Source organism: Vibrio cholerae, assembly GCF_008369605.1.
GTDB classification, from domain to species: domain Bacteria; phylum Pseudomonadota; class Gammaproteobacteria; order Enterobacterales; family Vibrionaceae; genus Vibrio; species Vibrio cholerae.
Map to the genome: position 1 here is coordinate 298946 of NZ_CP043554.1, position 14678 is coordinate 313623.

The following is a 14678-nucleotide window of genomic DNA, read 5'->3' on the forward strand; positions in this document are numbered from 1 at the left end:
CACCTATTTTATTCCTATAAGCGAATGGTCATGCCATCACTGAGCGATTGTCGATAAGCGCGCAGTGCGGGAATAAAGCCAATCACTATACCTGCCAGTTGTACGCAGCCGAGCAACTGCCATTCATAAGCGGTTAACCCAGCCAGCGCAATTTGAATGCCGTACTGGCTTGCAATCAGTGGCGCGGCGAGCGCCAGTAGCAGATAAAGCACACTCACGCCAAGCAGGATGCCCACGAGTGTCAATACACTTGCTTCGCTGACCAGCAAAGCAAATACATGCTGTGGCCTTGCGCCCATTGCACGTAAGATCGACATCTCTCTGCGCCGCTCTTGTAAGCTGGTCAGCAAGCTACTGAGCATGCCGAGCAACCCTGCTACCACCACAAAAACGGAGACAGCCATCAGTGCTTGTTCAGCGACGGACATCATACCCCACAGTTCATGCAGTGCTACGCCGGGCATGATAGCGCTGAGCGGCTCTTGCGGATAGTCATTGATCTGCCGCTGCAGGGCAAAAGTTTGGATTTTTGATTTGAGTCCAACCAGCATGGCGGTGATTTGCTTAGGCGTGAAATCACGCTGTGCCAGTTGTTCGGCGCTGGGTTGATGGCCAAGATTGGCACCGGACTCCCAACCGACATGGATCGCCTCTATCGCTTCTAAGGAAACATGCACAGTTTTATCAACTGGGGTGCCCGTGGGAGCCAAAATGCCGACCACAGTAAAGGGCAGGTTATCGTGGCGGCTAAAGCCGACATCACTGATGCCATGGGCGATGATAATTTGGCTGCCGACTTGATAGCCAAGCGTTTGGGCGACATCGGCGCCAATCACGGTTTCAAATAACCCATTGAACTCTCGCCCTTGGGAAAAAGTCAGTGGTTGCTTACTTCCGTAACGATAATGTTCAAAATAGCTGTGATTGGTGCCAAGTACGCGAAATCCTTTATGTGAATCCCCTAAAGAGATCGGAATTGCCCATTTCACCGCCGGGTGCTGGCTAAATTCTTGGTAACTTTTCCAATCAATATTGTTGGTGGCATTGCCAATCCGAAACACGGAATAGAGCAGTAAATTAACCTGCCCTGAGCGTCCGCCGACGATCAAATCGGTACCGGAAATGGTATTGGCAAAACTCTCTTTCGCTTGAGTGCGGATGCGCTCTACCCCGAGCAGTAACACCACGGCGATAGCAACGGTTAACACGGTGAGCAGAGCCGTTGCTTTGCGATTGAGTAGGCTTTTCCACGCTAAATTCAGGATAACTTTCATTGCCAACCTCCTGCACGATTGAGAGTAGGTAAGTGAACACTTCGCTCAAAAAGCTTTTCCAGTGTTGGGTCATGGCTAACAAAAACTAAAGTGGAACCGACTCGCTCCGCTTCTTCACGCAGCAGAGCAATAAAAGCTTCACGGTTATCGTAATCGAGGGCAGACGTGGGTTCGTCGGCGATGATGAGTTGCGGCTCACCCATCAGTGCTCGCGCCGCGGCGACGCGTTGCTGCTGGCCGATACTGAGTTCGGTCACGGGTTTATTCAGTAAAGCGCTTGGCAGATGCAATCTTTCCAACAGTGATTGCGCTTTGTGCGATAAGGGACCATCCACTTGCTGTTTACGCAACGCGGAAAAGTGGCATGGTAAGGTCACGTTATCTAACACCGACAGATAAGGCAGCAGATTAAATTGTTGGAAAATATAGCCTATATGGTCAGCGCGGAAGCGATCGCGCTGACTGGCACTCAAGCGGCTTAAGTCACTGCCAAGTAAAGAGACGACACCTTGTGTTGCGGTATTAATGCCGGTTAAAAGGCTAAGTAACGTGGACTTGCCGCAGCCACTGGGACCTTTGACAAACAGGTGTTCACCCCGAGCAATCTGTAAATGGGCAATATCCAAGGTGGGTGAGCTGGCTCCCGGCCAACAGAACACCACATCATTCAACTCAATCACGGATGAAGTAGGATCAGAACGGTGAGCAGGCATCATGGCTCCTCATGTGTGCAGGGAAAATCAAAGCATCTCCAATGAGGGATAGGTGAGAGTCACCTATCCCGAGCGGTGGCATTACAGTTTGATAAGCGTTTGCTTAGCGTTCAGTTGTAGCGCACTTTGCTGCTTTTCCGTTAACAGATTGGCTTGGATTTTCTCTGTGCTTGGGAAATATTGGAACCATTGGGTATCGATCTGTTTGAGCTGATCGACGGCTTCACAGTGGAACTGATATTGAGCGGTGAATGAGCCGTGTTGATGCTCATCATGGTCATGCTCGCCTTCACCGTGCTGATGCTCGTGTTCTTCACCTTCACCATAAGCGTGGCTGTGTTGGTACTCTTCGCCACCTAAAGTGTGTTTAATCAACACTTCACGTTTTTCGCACTGTGCTTTATCACTGAGTGCAAATAGCTTCTCTGGGTGATGCAAGGTCTCTAAGGCTTTTTCGAGTGCTTGTTTTTGCGCGTCATCTTGAGGGGCGTGTTCAAAACCGACCACATCGGCTCCCGGTGCGGTGATTTCCAGCAACAGGTCATGGCCATCTTGAGCAATGTTCAGTTCAACTTGGCCATGCACATGAGCCTCGTGCTGACGATGTTGATGGTCAGAGTGATGATCGGCCAATACGTTGCCAGAAAGTGTCGCGCCAACCATCAGCGCAATCATTGTTGGGTAATGCATGAAAAACTCCTAATAAAACAAAAAAGAAACAATCGGTTTGATTTGTTTTATGCCGCAGGTGGTGAACGAGCGAAATAGGAGTGCAGCACTTGAGCGCGTTGGATAGGTTGTTCAACCCTCGCTTGTGGTGGATTTTGACGCCAACTGGGCAATATCCACTGACTGGTTTTGAGGCCATGTGCCGCGCTGGCAAACAACTGACAATCATGCTGTAAATGATGTTCAGGATGCAGATCAAGTTGGTGATCAATCACGGCCACGTTAAACCAAAGCGCCAGCACCACAGAGAGCATAGCCACTATGGATAAGCGAGTTGGACGTAGCTGAGGTAACGACATAGCGTGTGCGACCAAGAGTGATTGAAAACCGACAGTGATTGAGGCTTGTTATAATATAACAAGTCACAAATCAGGCAAGCGATGATTCTGATGAGTTTGTATGCAGATGTCACTCAGTCAACGGGTGAGCAAGTTAGTCCTTACTCACCCGATGTGATTGATGGATGAAGGCATCCTCTTCCTGCTTGAAGCTGCAGCAGTGTGAGCTGCAACGTCAAGTCGTTTGGGGAGATTACAGATTTTGCTGAATCAAACCCAGTACGGTTTGAATGTCCGCTTCGTTGAGCGCCCCTTCTTTCACAAACAGCACGTTACCTTGTTTGTCTTGAACTATGATCGCAGAGGATTCCGCTTGTAGCTGCCAGGCTTGGGCAACGAGACCAAACTCATCAAGCACCATAGATGACCAAGGAAACTCTTTTTTGCTGTCTTGCGCGGACGATTTCACAAAAGAGCTGGTGCCCCAAATGGCATCGTCTTGATTGATGATGGTGGTGGTTTGGTAACTCTCGGCTGGGAATTTCGCGGCGGTGATCGCGGCCATCAGTGGCGCATTCATCTCTTTTGAACTGCTACGGCCCGCAATCGCTTGAATGACGCGTACCTTGCCAAGTAGATCCGCAGAGCGCCATTTTTGATAGTTGATGTTATTGTCTTGTAGGACGATTTCACCGTGCTTTTCGACACCAACCGCAGGTACCGGTGAGCCGATAGTCAGGTTGTGTGCGAAAGCTAGAGTGGGAGAGCATGCCAAGAGTAAGGCGATAAGTGTTTTATTTTTCATGGTTTTGTTTCCTCAAGTTGAGCAAACAAAGGTATAGCACACAAATGAGGGGAAAGAGAAATTCCCCTCATTGAGATGTATTTAGAGTGTGGAGTGTGGCGGGAAACAGACTCCTGTACCGCCGAGCCCACAATAACCATTCGGATTTTTGGCCAGATATTGCTGATGGTACGTCTCCGCGAAGTAATACGCTCCTGCGGGCAGAATCTCAGTGGTAATCGAGGGACGATGTTGCGCCGTCAGCAGGGCTTGATAAGCCGCTTTTGAGGCTTCTGCGATTTCGCGCTGATCTTCACTGAAAGTGTAAATGGCTGAGCGGTATTGCGTTCCGCGATCGTTGCCTTGACGCATGCCTTGCGTGGGGTCGTGACGCTCCCAAAATGCGCGGAGCAGTTCAGTCAGTGGCAGGCGTTCTGGATCAAAAATGACGCGCACGACCTCGGTATGGCCAGTTTTTCCACTGCACACTTCTTCATAGGTTGGATTGGGCGTAAAACCGCCTGAGTAGCCAACGGAGGTCGAGATCACTCCGTCCAGTTGCCAAAACAGGCGTTCAGCGCCCCAAAAGCAGCCCATACCAATCAAGATTTGTTGTTGACCGGATTGTGGCGCGGCAGTGAGCGAGCTGCCATTGACGAAATGCGTATCGTCAATCGACATCGCAGTAGTACGACCGGGTAAGGCGTTGTGTGCCGTAACCATGGTTTGTTTGTCGAGCATGATGTTTCCTTACTGAAGTGGTGGCGCTGTCTCTTTGAATATCGCAAGCAGCAACGCCCTGATTATCTTCGATACAGACCGGAGATTTAACGGTTTTCGTACAGACGCAGGGTTGCATTGACGTTATGATGCGTCTGTAGCAAAAATGTCACCGTTGTATAACGAGTCTAAATCAAGCATGAGACGAAAATCACTTCCCGCTTTAATCTCGCTATGGCTGTTTTCAGCCGTATCTTACGCCGATGTGAAGCTCGAGATCACTGGAATAAGTGGCGCAGAGAAAGATAACGTGGAGGCGTATCTCTCATCGATCGCGGCACAAGACTATTCCACCAGTCTGCGTTTTCAATCTCAACTGGAAAGAAGTATGACCGAAGCGTTGAATGCACTCGGCTACTACCACCCCAGTATCGATTTTACTGTCTCTGAAGATAACCAGCGTTTACGCGCCGCAGTGACCTTGGGCGAAGTGACCCGTTTGAGCGAGGTTGATATTGTGATCCGCGGTGAAGCCGAAGGCGATCGCGATTTTCAACGTTTGATCCGCCGCAGTGGTTTGAGAGTGGATGCGCCGCTTAATCACAGTCTGTATGACAACCTCAAATCGGGCATTCGTAACTTGGCGTTGCAAAAGGGCTACTTTAATGGTGATTTTCAGGCCAGCCGGCTGGAAGTGATTCCAGAGCTGAATCAAGCTCGGGTGATTTTGCACTTTGATAGCGGGATCCGTTACCTGTTTGGAGCGACCACGGTCGAAGGCAGTCAAATCGATGAAAATCGCGTGATGTCGCTGCGCCCTTTCAAACAAGGCGAGCCTTATTTGGTGTCGCAAGTCGGCGAGTTTAACCAAAATCTTTCCAATACAGATTGGTTCTCTTCGGTGTTTGTTGAGCCGGACTTATCGCAGTTGGATGAGGGGCGTGAGTTGCCGATCAAGGTGACCTTAGCACCGCAAGCACGCAATCAACTGGAAACCGGTTTAGGCTATTCCACGGACGTTGGAGTACGTGGTTCATTAAAATGGAAGAAACCTTGGGTGAACAGCCAAGGGCACAGTTTTGACAGCAGTTTCTCTCTTTCTATACCAGAGCAGACCATTACGGCGGGTTACAAGATCCCACTGGAAGATGCGTTAAATGAGTACTATCGCATTCAGTACGGGATGAAGCATTTGGACAAGCGTGATACCGAGAGCTTGGAATCTAATCTATCACTTGAACGCCATTGGCAGTTGGATGGCGGCTGGCATCGCACGGTCTTTATTCGTTATCTCTTAGAGAATTATCGTCAGGGTTTACAAGATGATAACAGCCAATTTTTATTGCCGGGGATGACTTATACCCGTACACGGACTCGTTCCAACAGTGGTTTACTGACTTGGGGCGATAAACAGACAATTACCTTGGAATATGGCGACCCAGCATTGCTTTCAGAAACACGGGTATTGCGTTTACAAACCGGGTCTTCTTGGTTACGAACTTATGCACGCAATCACCGCGCCTTAGTTCGCGTTGATGGTGGAGCCAACTTGGTGGATGAATTTGACCAACTCTCGCCCTCGCTGCGTTTCTTTGCCGGTGGTGATAACAATTTGCGCGGATACGGTTACAAGTCGATTTCACCGCAAGATGCCAGTGGCGCTTTGACAGGGGCGAAATACATCGCCACCAGCTCAATCGAATATCAATACCGTTTAACCGGCAACTGGTGGGCGGCGATGTTCGTGGATGTCGGTGATGCGTTTAACGATAATCCTGAATGGAAGAAAGGGGTCGGTACTGGGATCCGCTGGATTTCGCCCGTTGGCCCTATTCGGCTCGATTTCGCATGGGGGCTGGATGCCGCGCCGGGCGATGAGTTCAAAATCCACTTCACTTTAGGGCCTGAATTATGATCAAACGGGCGTTAAAGTGGACCAAATGGCTCTCTATGTCGCTGTTGGTGTTAGTGATCTTGCTGGTGCTGGCTTTGGCGGGGGCGCTGTTTACCAACCCCGGTTTGCATGTGGTTTTGTGGGGCGCGCAGCAAGCATTGCCGCAGTTGAAAGTGGAGCAAGCGCAGGGCGCACTGTTTCCGCGTTTTACTTTGCAAGGGGTCAATTATGCGGATAGTGAGCTTAATCTGAGCTTTTCTGTGCAAAAGCTAAGCTTGGCGATGAACCCCAACTGCTTATTGGAACCCAGTATCTGTATCAATGAGCTGGCGCTATCTGGAGTCAAGTTAGATCTCCCCTCATTAGCAGAGAGTGAACCGACACCTGATGAGCGCGATTCTGAGCCGCTGGGAGACATTTCCACGCCCATCCCGATTCGCTTAGGTCAGTTAGCGCTACAAGATATTGAATTAAATATTCTGGGTAACCGAGTGGCGTGGCAGCAATTGACCACGCGAGCGTCTTGGCAAGGCAATCGCCTGCGTATCGGGCAAACCGAGTGGCAGGGGATCCGTCTTGCGTTAGCGGAGAGTGAAGCCTCAACCGAACCCGAGGCGGTTCAAGCGGCAACCTCTGATAGCGCAGAACCTTTGCAACTGCCAGATGTGATGATCCCGCTGCACATTGAGTTAGCGCGTTTCGATATTCGTGATTTTCGTTTAGAACAAGAGACGCCGATCATCGTCAATCATCTAGCTTTGCAAGCGACTGCCGCGCAGCACGACGTCTCTATCTCTAGTCTTGAGCTGAGCATGCCGGAGCTGGATGCGCAATTGAACGCACAAGCGACGCTCAGTCAAGATTATCCCATTCAGTTAGAACTGCGCAGTCAAGTGCATCTTGCTGATTTTAAAGGCCAAACATTATCACTGGTCGCGCAGGGTAGTCTTGCGGATCTCACTGTACAAGCCAATCTAGACTCGTTAGCTCAAGCGCAGTTGAACAGCCACTTTAATCTGCTGGATGCCGATATACCGTTTGATCTGCAACTGAGTCAGGTGAAAGCGCAGTGGCCCATGTTGGGGGAAGGGGATTATCACGTTGAGGTTCCGGAGTTAAGCATTCAGGGCTCCTTGGCCAAGTATCAGTTCGCCTTGCAGGGCGCGCTACAGGGCAAAGATTTACCGAATGTGAGTTTAGCCCTGCAAGGGCATGGCAATCTGGATGAAGTCGCGTTGCAATCACTTAAAGTTGATACGCTTGGCGGCTTAGTGACGGGCAATGCTGTGGCAAATTGGAAAAATTCGCTCAATTGGGCCGCTCGTTTAAACCTGAAAAATATTCAGCCCGGTCTGCAATGGCCTGACGCAGAAGGCAAGATCAGTGGTGAGCTTGATACCTCTGGCGCTTTGACTGAGCAAGGTGGCTGGCAAGTGGAGGTTTCACGCTTAGCCATTAAAGGGGTATTACGTGATTATCCGCTTAAAATGTTAGGCGAACTCAGCGCCTCCGATGTCCAAGGGCAAGGGGATATCGCGTTACAAACTAAGGGAGTTTCCTTAGTGCATGGGCCGAACTCCCTCACCGCTAAAGGCCAGTTGAGTAAGCAGTGGCGGATGTCGGTGGAGTTGGATGTTCCGGATTTGAGTAAATCCCTGCCCGATGCGAAAGGCAAAGTGATTGGCGATGTGCTGCTGCGAGGTGATCTCAAACAGCCACGGGTCAAATTGGTGCTGGATGCCGATAGCTTGCAATGGCAAGAGTTAGGCTCGATTGGGCATGTCACTTTGCAAGGAAATCTCGTGCCACTGCCTGAGCCTCAAGGCGAGCTCACCTTACAAGTGCGCGATATTCAGTATCAAGATCAACGAATTGATACTGTTGAGTTAAAAGCACAAGGCTCTCAGAGAAAACACGGGGTGACACTCGATGTCACCTCCAATCTCGCTTCGACCAGCTTGGCGATGAATGGCCGATTGCGTACTGAACCCACACTGCGCTGGCAAGGTGAGCTGGAGCGCATGTGGTTAAATTCACCGCAAGGGCAATGGTTATTACAACAGGCGACCGCTCTCTCGTTTGATCAGAGAATGGAGCGCGTGACCGTCGCCGCCCACTGCTGGGTGCAAGGGGAGGCTTCGCTCTGTTTAGAAGAAGAGGCCGAGTTAGGGGCGCGGGGTGAGGCGCGTTTAGCGATTAAGCAGTTTGATTTTAAGCAGCTCGCTGGTGTCCTGCCTAAGGAAACCAAACTCAGTGGCGGCTTGAATGGCCAAGTGTGGGCTAAGTGGGCTCCGAAAGCGGCGCCGCAGTTGCAAGCCAATCTTGAGTTAACCCAAGGTCAGGTGACGCAAAAGCTGAATAAAAGCGTGACGTTTGGTTGGGATAAAGCGCAATTTTCTGCCCAATTGGCGAAAAATCAGCTGCAAGCCAGTTGGTTATTAGATGCAACCGATAATGGTGATCTCTCGGGCAATATCCAAATTGCCGATGTGCGTGCGGAGCAGAAAACCATGCTCGGTTCGCTCAACTTAACCACGTTTAATCTGGATTTCTTGCAGCCGTTGATTGGTGAACTTAGTGAAGCGAAATCCAATATTAATGCCGATGTACAATTTCATGGCCCGATGCTGCATCCGCAATTGAACGGTGAAATTGCGATCAATGATATTCGCGTAAAAGGTGAGATCTCGCCGGTTGATGTGCAATCCGGTCAAGTGTCACTTAAATTTAATGGTTATCAGGCAGTGTTAAATGCTGATATCCAGACCACCGATGGTTTGCTCGAAGTCGATGGTGATGCCGATTGGCAACAGATAGAGGATTGGCGACTCAAAGCGCGAGTGCATGCTCCCTCAATGATGGTTGAGCTGCCACCTATGGTGAGAGTCAAGGTGATCCCTGATTTAACCTTGACCATGCAACCTCAACTGGCACGAGTGACGGGTAATATAGCGCTGCCGTGGGGGCGGATTGTGGTCGAAGAGTTACCGCCGAGCGCGATTGGGGTATCGAAAGATCAAATTTTGCTGAATGCGGATTTTGAGCCACTGACTGACAAAGAACGGATCCCGTTCAGTGTGGAGAGTGACGTCAATGTGCAAATTGGCGACGATTTCCAACTCAGTGCTTTTGGTCTACAAGGTAACTTAGTCGGACGTCTTAATGTAGCGCAAAAGGATAAAGGGCCGTTTATTTTGGGTGAGGTGAACATTCGCAATGGTCAATACCGCTCATTTGGACAAGATCTGCAGATCAAAGAAGGGAAGATCTTGATGAATGGCCCGGTGGATCAGCCGTATTTGGCGATCACTGCGATCCGTAATCCCAACAACACGCAAGATGGCGTGGTTGCTGGGGTGCGAGTCAGTGGCCCCTCGGATGAGCCGTCACTCACCATCTTCTCTGAACCTGCAATGCCACAAGCCAATGCGCTGTCGTATTTGTTGCGTGGACAAAATATTGATGGCGAAGCCGGGGGCAACGCCATGACCACCACCTTGATTGGTCTGAGTTTAGCGCAGAGCGGTAAACTGGTTGGCGAGATAGGCCAAGCGTTCGGTGTGCAGGATCTGCAACTGGATACGGCAGGTTCTGGGGACGATTCGCAGGTAACGGTCAGTGGTTATATTCTGCCCGGCTTGCAAGTGAAATATGGTGTAGGTATTTTTAACTCAGTCGGCGAATTTACTGTGCGTTATCGCTTGATGCAGGATCTGTATTTGGAGGCCGTCTCCGGTGTCGACAGCGCCGTAGATCTGCTCTATCAGTTCGAATTTAACTAAGGAGAGAGATGTGCAGCACCTCGTTTTTGTGTATGGCACTTTGCGTCATGGAGAGAGCAACCACACGTATTTACAACACAGTCAGTTGCTTGGTCAGTTTGAAACCAAACCTGAATACGCCTTGTATGATCTAGGCGCGTATCCCGGATTGGTGGAAGGGCATCAATCGGTGCATGGTGAAGTCTATCTCGTGGATGAACACACTTTAGCGCAGTTGGATATTTTGGAAGATGTGCCCGTCGAGTATCGGCGTGACACCATTGAGACACCGTTTGGTACCGCGTGGATCTATATTTATCAAGAGACTCATCGCTTACATTCGCTGATTGATTCCGGAGATTGGTGTCAGCGTGTCTAGTTCTGACCTACAAAGAAAAAAGCCAGCTGAGCTGGCTTTTTTATGCTCAAAACGTGGGCTTATTTGTTTTGCGCACGCTCGTAAGAGCTCAGGATTTCAGCGCGAGCAGAAGCGGCATCTTCCCAGCCATCCACTTTTACCCACTTGCCTGATTCCAGCTCTTTGTAACGCTCAAAGAAGTGAGTGATCTGTGCTTTCAGCAGCGCTGGCAGATCGTTCACGTCTTGGATGTGATCGTACTCTTTAGAGATCTTGGTGTGCGGTACCGCAACCACTTTCGCATCTTCACCGGATTCGTCCGTCATCTTTAGCACGCCAACAGGACGGCAACGGATCACAGAACCTGGGATCAGAGGGTATGGAGTTGGAACCAAAACATCTACTGGGTCACCGTCCAGTGACAGAGTGTGGTTCACGTAACCGTAGTTACATGGGTAGAACATAGGCGCTGACATAAAGCGGTCTACGAATACTGCGCCAGACTCTTTGTCGACTTCGTATTTGATTGGGTCAGCATTGGCAGGGATTTCGATCACTACATAGATATCATCAGGCAGTGATTTGCCCGCTGGCACATTGTTTAAGCTCATTAACGGTTTCCTTTTCTGTTAGCCGGACTTCAAATTCGGGATTTATTATTATTCAAGTTTGCCTATGGCGCAAAATGCACCCTTCAGCGAAGGGGTGAGTTTACTCTCAAAATAAAGGATCCCCAAGTGACAAAGAGAAAAAGCGCCGCACAGGGCGGCGCGAAGTGGCTTAGTCTGGGTAAGTCTCTAAAAACGTTTCGACTTTATGCACCATGTTTTTTGAGCCGACAAAAAACGGTACGCGTTGATGCAGTTCGGTGGGTTTGATGTCCATGATGCGACGCGCCCCATCCGAGGCAAGGCCGCCCGCTTGTTCAATCAAAAATGCCATCGGGTTGCACTCATAGAGCAGACGCAATTTACCATTCGGATGGCTTTGCGTGCTTGGGTACAAGTAAATACCACCTTTCAGTAAGTTACGATGGAAATCCGCCACCAGCGAACCAATGTAGCGTGAAGTGTAGGGGCGTCCCTCTTCTGGTACATTTTCTTGGCAGAACTTGATGTACTTTTTCACGCCCGTTGGGAAGCGGATGTAGTTACCTTCGTTGATCGAGTAAATCTTACCGTTTTCTGGAATACGCATATTCTCATGCGAGAGATAGAAGGTGCCAAGCGAAGGATCGTAGGTAAAGCCGTTCACACCATTGCCCGTGGTGTACACCAGCATGGTGGATGAGCCGTAAATTACATAACCGGCAGCGACTTGTTTATTACCCGGTTGCAGAAAGTCCTCCTGCGTCGGCGGTGTGCCAACTGGCGAAACGCGGCGGTAAATCGAGAAAATGGTCCCAACCGATACGTTCACATCGATATTGGAAGAGCCATCGAGCGGATCCATCAACACCACGTATTTGGCATTTTTGTTGAGCTCTTTACTGAATGCGACCGCTTCATCTTCTTCTTCACTCGCCACACCACACACCTGATCGCGTGCTTCCAGTGCGGCTTTGAATTTTTCGTTGGCATACAGGTCGAGCTTTTGTTGCTCTTCCCCTTGAATGTTGTCATTGCCTGACGCGCCAATGATATCTGCCAGTCCCGCTTTATTGATTTCGCGGTTGACGATTTTGGCGGCCAAACGAATTGAGGCTAAAAGAGAGGAAAGTTCACCGCTGGCGTGGGGGAAATCATGTTGTTTTTCAACAATAAATTCACCGAGGGTGCGCATTTTCTGCATGTTGGTTCCTTAACACTATTGGGTCGGGGGTACGCCCATTTGTTGACCTAAGGTTAGTGAAGTGCAACAAACGGGTTGAGCAAGATGATGGGATCCTCTGATGGAATCGATTGCGCTATGCACCTTGTCTGTAGTGAATTGTAAAACTTAGATCTTTTTACGGGTATTGAACTAACCGACGGAGATCTCACTTTGATTGTCGACCATTTCGAATTTACACCACGCTGAACTGCTGCACTCGCTTTTGCGTAGCGGATCGGGATAATGGAGCCATTCCAATCGCACAGTAAAAAGGCTGGGTTTTTATGCACATTCATATCTTGGGAATTTGTGGCACGTTCATGGGCGGCGTTGCGATGTTAGCGCGTCAATTGGGTCATAAAGTCACCGGCAGCGATGCCAATGTTTACCCGCCAGTGAGTACCATGTTAGAGGCGCAAGGCATCGAGATCATTGAAGGTTTTGACCCTGCTCAACTTGAGCCCAAGCCTGATCTGGTGGTGATTGGCAACGCGATGAGTCGTGGTAACCCTTGCGTGGAATACGTGCTTAACCACAACCTGCGTTACACCTCAGGCCCACAGTGGCTACAAGATTTTCTGCTGCATGATCGTTGGGTGATCGCGGTATCGGGAACGCATGGCAAAACCACCACTTCAAGCATGATTGCTTGGGTACTGGAGCATTGCGGCTATCAACCGGGTTTCTTAGTCGGTGGTGTGTTGGGGAATTTCGGTATTTCTGCACGTTTAGGCGAAAGCATGTTTTTTGTGGTTGAAGCTGACGAATACGACAGTGCTTTTTTCGATAAGCGTTCTAAGTTCGTGCATTACCATCCGCGCACTTTAGTGATGAACAACCTAGAGTTCGATCATGCAGATATTTTCGATAACTTAGAGGCGATTAAGCGCCAATTTCATCATTTGGTACGTACTGTGCCGGGCAACGGTCGCATTCTTGCTCCTAAGCAAGATGAAGCTTTAGCTGATGTTTTACAGCGCGGCTGTTGGAGCGAAACCGAGTTCAGTTGTGAGCAAGGTGAGTGGCAAGCGGAAAAAATCACCGCTGATGGCTCTCAATTCCATGTTTTGCTGAAAGGCGAGCGTGTAGGCCAAGTGAATTGGAGTTTGGTGGGCGATCACAACGTCAGTAATGCACTGATGGCGATTGCCGCAGCGCGTCATGTTGGTGTTGCGCCGGAGCTGGCTTGTGAAGCGCTGGGGCTGTTTGTCAACACCAAGCGCCGCTTAGAGCTGAAAGGTGAAATCAATGGGGTAACGGTGTACGACGATTTTGCCCATCACCCGACGGCGATTGAACTTACGCTCGGCGGTTTACGTAACAAGGTGGGCGATAAGAAAATCATCGCCGTACTTGAGCCGCGCTCTGCCACCATGAAGCTGGGCGTGCACAAAGAAACCTTGGCCGCTTCGCTGCACAGCGCCGATTCGGTTTATCTTTACCAGCCGTCTAACATTCCTTGGTCGGTGGAAGAGGTCGCGAAACAGTGTCAACAGCCTGCGCAAGTGAGCGCCAATATGGATGAATTTGTGGCTATGATTGCCAAAGAAGCCCAAGCCGGTGACCAGATTTTGGTGATGAGCAACGGTGGTTTTGAAGGCATTCATGGCAAGTTGCTCGCGGCACTGCAACAGAAATAATTTAAGGTGAGCATGAACAACAATCGAACCATTACACTGGCTTGGACTGGCGCTTCCGGAGCGCCTTACGGGCTGCGCTTATTGCAATGCCTGCTGGCGGTGGATTATCAGGTGTATTTGCTGATCTCTTCGGCGGCGCGAGTGGTACTGGCGACTGAGCACGGCTTGAAACTGCCCGCCAACCCTGAAGCGGCGCAAGCGGCTTTGGTGAAGCATCTGGGCTGCGCCAGTGATAAGTTGGTGGTGTGTGGAAAAGAAGATTGGTTTTCGCCAGTGGCTTCCGGTTCGGCTGCCCCCAAGCAGATGGTGGTGTGTCCATGCTCGGCAGGCAGTGTAGCCGCGATTGCTCATGGCATGTCTGATAATCTGATTGAACGCGCCGCTGATGTGGTGCTGAAAGAGCGTGGACAACTGCTGCTGGTGGTGCGTGAAACGCCATTCTCCACTTTGCACTTAGAAAATATGCTTAAGCTCTCGCACATGGGGGTGACTATCATGCCTGCTGCGCCGGGTTTTTATCATCAGCCACAATCGATTGACGATCTGGTCGATTTTATGGTGGCGCGCATTCTTGATCATCTTGGCATCGAACAAGCGCTCGTACCGCGTTGGGGCTATGATCAACGCGTGCGCGGCGAGTAATGACATGGCCAGTGGCGATTTTCCGCTACTGGCTAATTACAAGATTTCCCATTACAATCCAACCCACTCACGG

13 protein-coding genes are annotated in these 14678 nt (G+C 50.1%); 5 read left to right on the forward strand and 8 right to left on the reverse strand.

The window, feature by feature from the left end; translation table 11 throughout:
• Positions 1-14 precede the first annotated feature (14 nt).
• The 6 genes from F0316_RS01520 to msrA all read right to left on the reverse strand — a co-directional run bounded on the left by F0316_RS01520 (position 15) and on the right by msrA (position 4519).
• Complete coding sequence (locus F0316_RS01520) at positions 15-1274, reverse strand: ABC transporter permease (RefSeq protein ID WP_000864642.1); 1260 nt, start codon at positions 1272-1274, stop codon at positions 15-17.
• A complete protein-coding gene (locus F0316_RS01525; RefSeq protein ID WP_001110874.1) occupies positions 1271-1987 on the reverse strand; it encodes an ABC transporter ATP-binding protein in 717 nt (238 codons plus the stop codon). Before F0316_RS01525 ends, F0316_RS01520 begins: the two co-directional genes overlap by 4 nt.
• An 81-nt stretch (positions 1988-2068) precedes the next feature.
• Positions 2069-2677, reverse strand: a complete 609-nt coding sequence (zrgA, locus tag F0316_RS01530) for a zinc uptake protein ZrgA (RefSeq protein WP_149560155.1) — start codon at positions 2675-2677, stop codon at positions 2069-2071.
• Between the two features lie 47 nt (positions 2678-2724).
• Positions 2725-3015 carry a DUF2607 domain-containing protein gene (locus F0316_RS01535; RefSeq protein WP_161783423.1) on the reverse strand — a complete coding sequence of 97 codons (291 nt, stop codon included), beginning with the start codon at positions 3013-3015 and terminating at the stop codon, positions 2725-2727.
• A 232-nt stretch (positions 3016-3247) separates the two neighbouring features.
• The gene (locus tag F0316_RS01540; RefSeq protein ID WP_000792385.1) at positions 3248-3799 is read right to left on the reverse strand and encodes a YtfJ family protein; all 552 of its coding nucleotides are present in this window, start codon (positions 3797-3799) and stop codon (positions 3248-3250) included.
• A gap of 81 nt (positions 3800-3880) precedes the next feature.
• Positions 3881-4519 (reverse strand): peptide-methionine (S)-S-oxide reductase MsrA, encoded by a 639-nt coding sequence (msrA, locus tag F0316_RS01545; RefSeq protein ID WP_000884809.1) that lies wholly within the window; start codon positions 4517-4519, stop codon positions 3881-3883.
• A gap of 178 nt (positions 4520-4697) precedes the next feature.
• Here msrA and tamA point away from each other — a divergent pair, with 178 nt between their 5' ends.
• The 3 genes from tamA to F0316_RS01560 are packed head-to-tail and all read left to right on the forward strand — an operon-like array spanning position 4698 to position 10532.
• Complete coding sequence (tamA, locus tag F0316_RS01550) at positions 4698-6413, forward strand: autotransporter assembly complex protein TamA (protein ID WP_162809456.1); 1716 nt, start codon at positions 4698-4700, stop codon at positions 6411-6413.
• Positions 6410-10174, forward strand: a complete 3765-nt coding sequence (gene tamB / locus F0316_RS01555; protein WP_149560156.1) for an autotransporter assembly complex protein TamB — start codon at positions 6410-6412, stop codon at positions 10172-10174. The genes tamA and tamB overlap by 4 nt, the downstream gene beginning before the upstream one ends.
• A 10-nt stretch (positions 10175-10184) precedes the next feature.
• Entirely contained in the window at positions 10185-10532 is a 348-nt protein-coding gene (locus F0316_RS01560; RefSeq protein ID WP_001164258.1) for a gamma-glutamylcyclotransferase family protein, read from the forward strand.
• A 59-nt stretch (positions 10533-10591) separates the two neighbouring features.
• Here the strand turns inward: F0316_RS01560 and ppa are convergent, their stop codons facing one another.
• Positions 10592-11122, reverse strand: a complete 531-nt coding sequence (gene ppa / locus F0316_RS01565; protein WP_000056163.1) for an inorganic diphosphatase — start codon at positions 11120-11122, stop codon at positions 10592-10594.
• A 169-nt stretch (positions 11123-11291) separates the two neighbouring features.
• Positions 11292-12302 carry a class 1 fructose-bisphosphatase gene (fbp, locus tag F0316_RS01570; RefSeq protein ID WP_001171118.1) on the reverse strand — a complete coding sequence of 337 codons (1011 nt, stop codon included), beginning with the start codon at positions 12300-12302 and terminating at the stop codon, positions 11292-11294.
• Between the two features lie 305 nt (positions 12303-12607).
• Here fbp and mpl point away from each other — a divergent pair, with 305 nt between their 5' ends.
• Both mpl and F0316_RS01585 read left to right on the forward strand, forming a co-directional pair.
• A complete protein-coding gene (gene mpl, locus F0316_RS01580) occupies positions 12608-13963 on the forward strand; it encodes a UDP-N-acetylmuramate:L-alanyl-gamma-D-glutamyl-meso-diaminopimelate ligase (RefSeq protein WP_149560157.1) in 1356 nt (451 codons plus the stop codon).
• A gap of 12 nt (positions 13964-13975) precedes the next feature.
• Positions 13976-14605 (forward strand): flavin prenyltransferase UbiX, encoded by a 630-nt coding sequence (locus tag F0316_RS01585; protein ID WP_001063927.1) that lies wholly within the window; start codon positions 13976-13978, stop codon positions 14603-14605.
• Positions 14606-14678: the final 73 nt, after the last annotated feature.

Coding starts and splice junctions, on each gene's coding strand:
- F0316_RS01525 (WP_001110874.1), bottom strand. CDS start 1,987: ATGCCTGCTCACCGTTCTGATCCTACTTCATCCGTGATTGAGTTGAAT.
- F0316_RS01585 (WP_001063927.1), top strand. CDS start 13,976: ATGAACAACAATCGAACCATTACACTGGCTTGGACTGGCGCTTCCGGA.
- tamB (WP_149560156.1), top strand. CDS start 6,410: ATGATCAAACGGGCGTTAAAGTGGACCAAATGGCTCTCTATGTCGCTG.
- fbp (WP_001171118.1), bottom strand. CDS start 12,302: ATGCAGAAAATGCGCACCCTCGGTGAATTTATTGTTGAAAAACAACAT.
- mpl (WP_149560157.1), top strand. CDS start 12,608: ATGCACATTCATATCTTGGGAATTTGTGGCACGTTCATGGGCGGCGTT.
- F0316_RS01540 (WP_000792385.1), bottom strand. CDS start 3,799: ATGAAAAATAAAACACTTATCGCCTTACTCTTGGCATGCTCTCCCACT.
- zrgA (WP_149560155.1), bottom strand. CDS start 2,677: ATGCATTACCCAACAATGATTGCGCTGATGGTTGGCGCGACACTTTCT.
- tamA (WP_162809456.1), top strand. CDS start 4,698: ATGAGACGAAAATCACTTCCCGCTTTAATCTCGCTATGGCTGTTTTCA.
- F0316_RS01520 (WP_000864642.1), bottom strand. CDS start 1,274: ATGAAAGTTATCCTGAATTTAGCGTGGAAAAGCCTACTCAATCGCAAA.
- msrA (WP_000884809.1), bottom strand. CDS start 4,519: ATGCTCGACAAACAAACCATGGTTACGGCACACAACGCCTTACCCGGT.
- F0316_RS01535 (WP_161783423.1), bottom strand. CDS start 3,015: ATGTCGTTACCTCAGCTACGTCCAACTCGCTTATCCATAGTGGCTATG.
- ppa (WP_000056163.1), bottom strand. CDS start 11,122: ATGAGCTTAAACAATGTGCCAGCGGGCAAATCACTGCCTGATGATATC.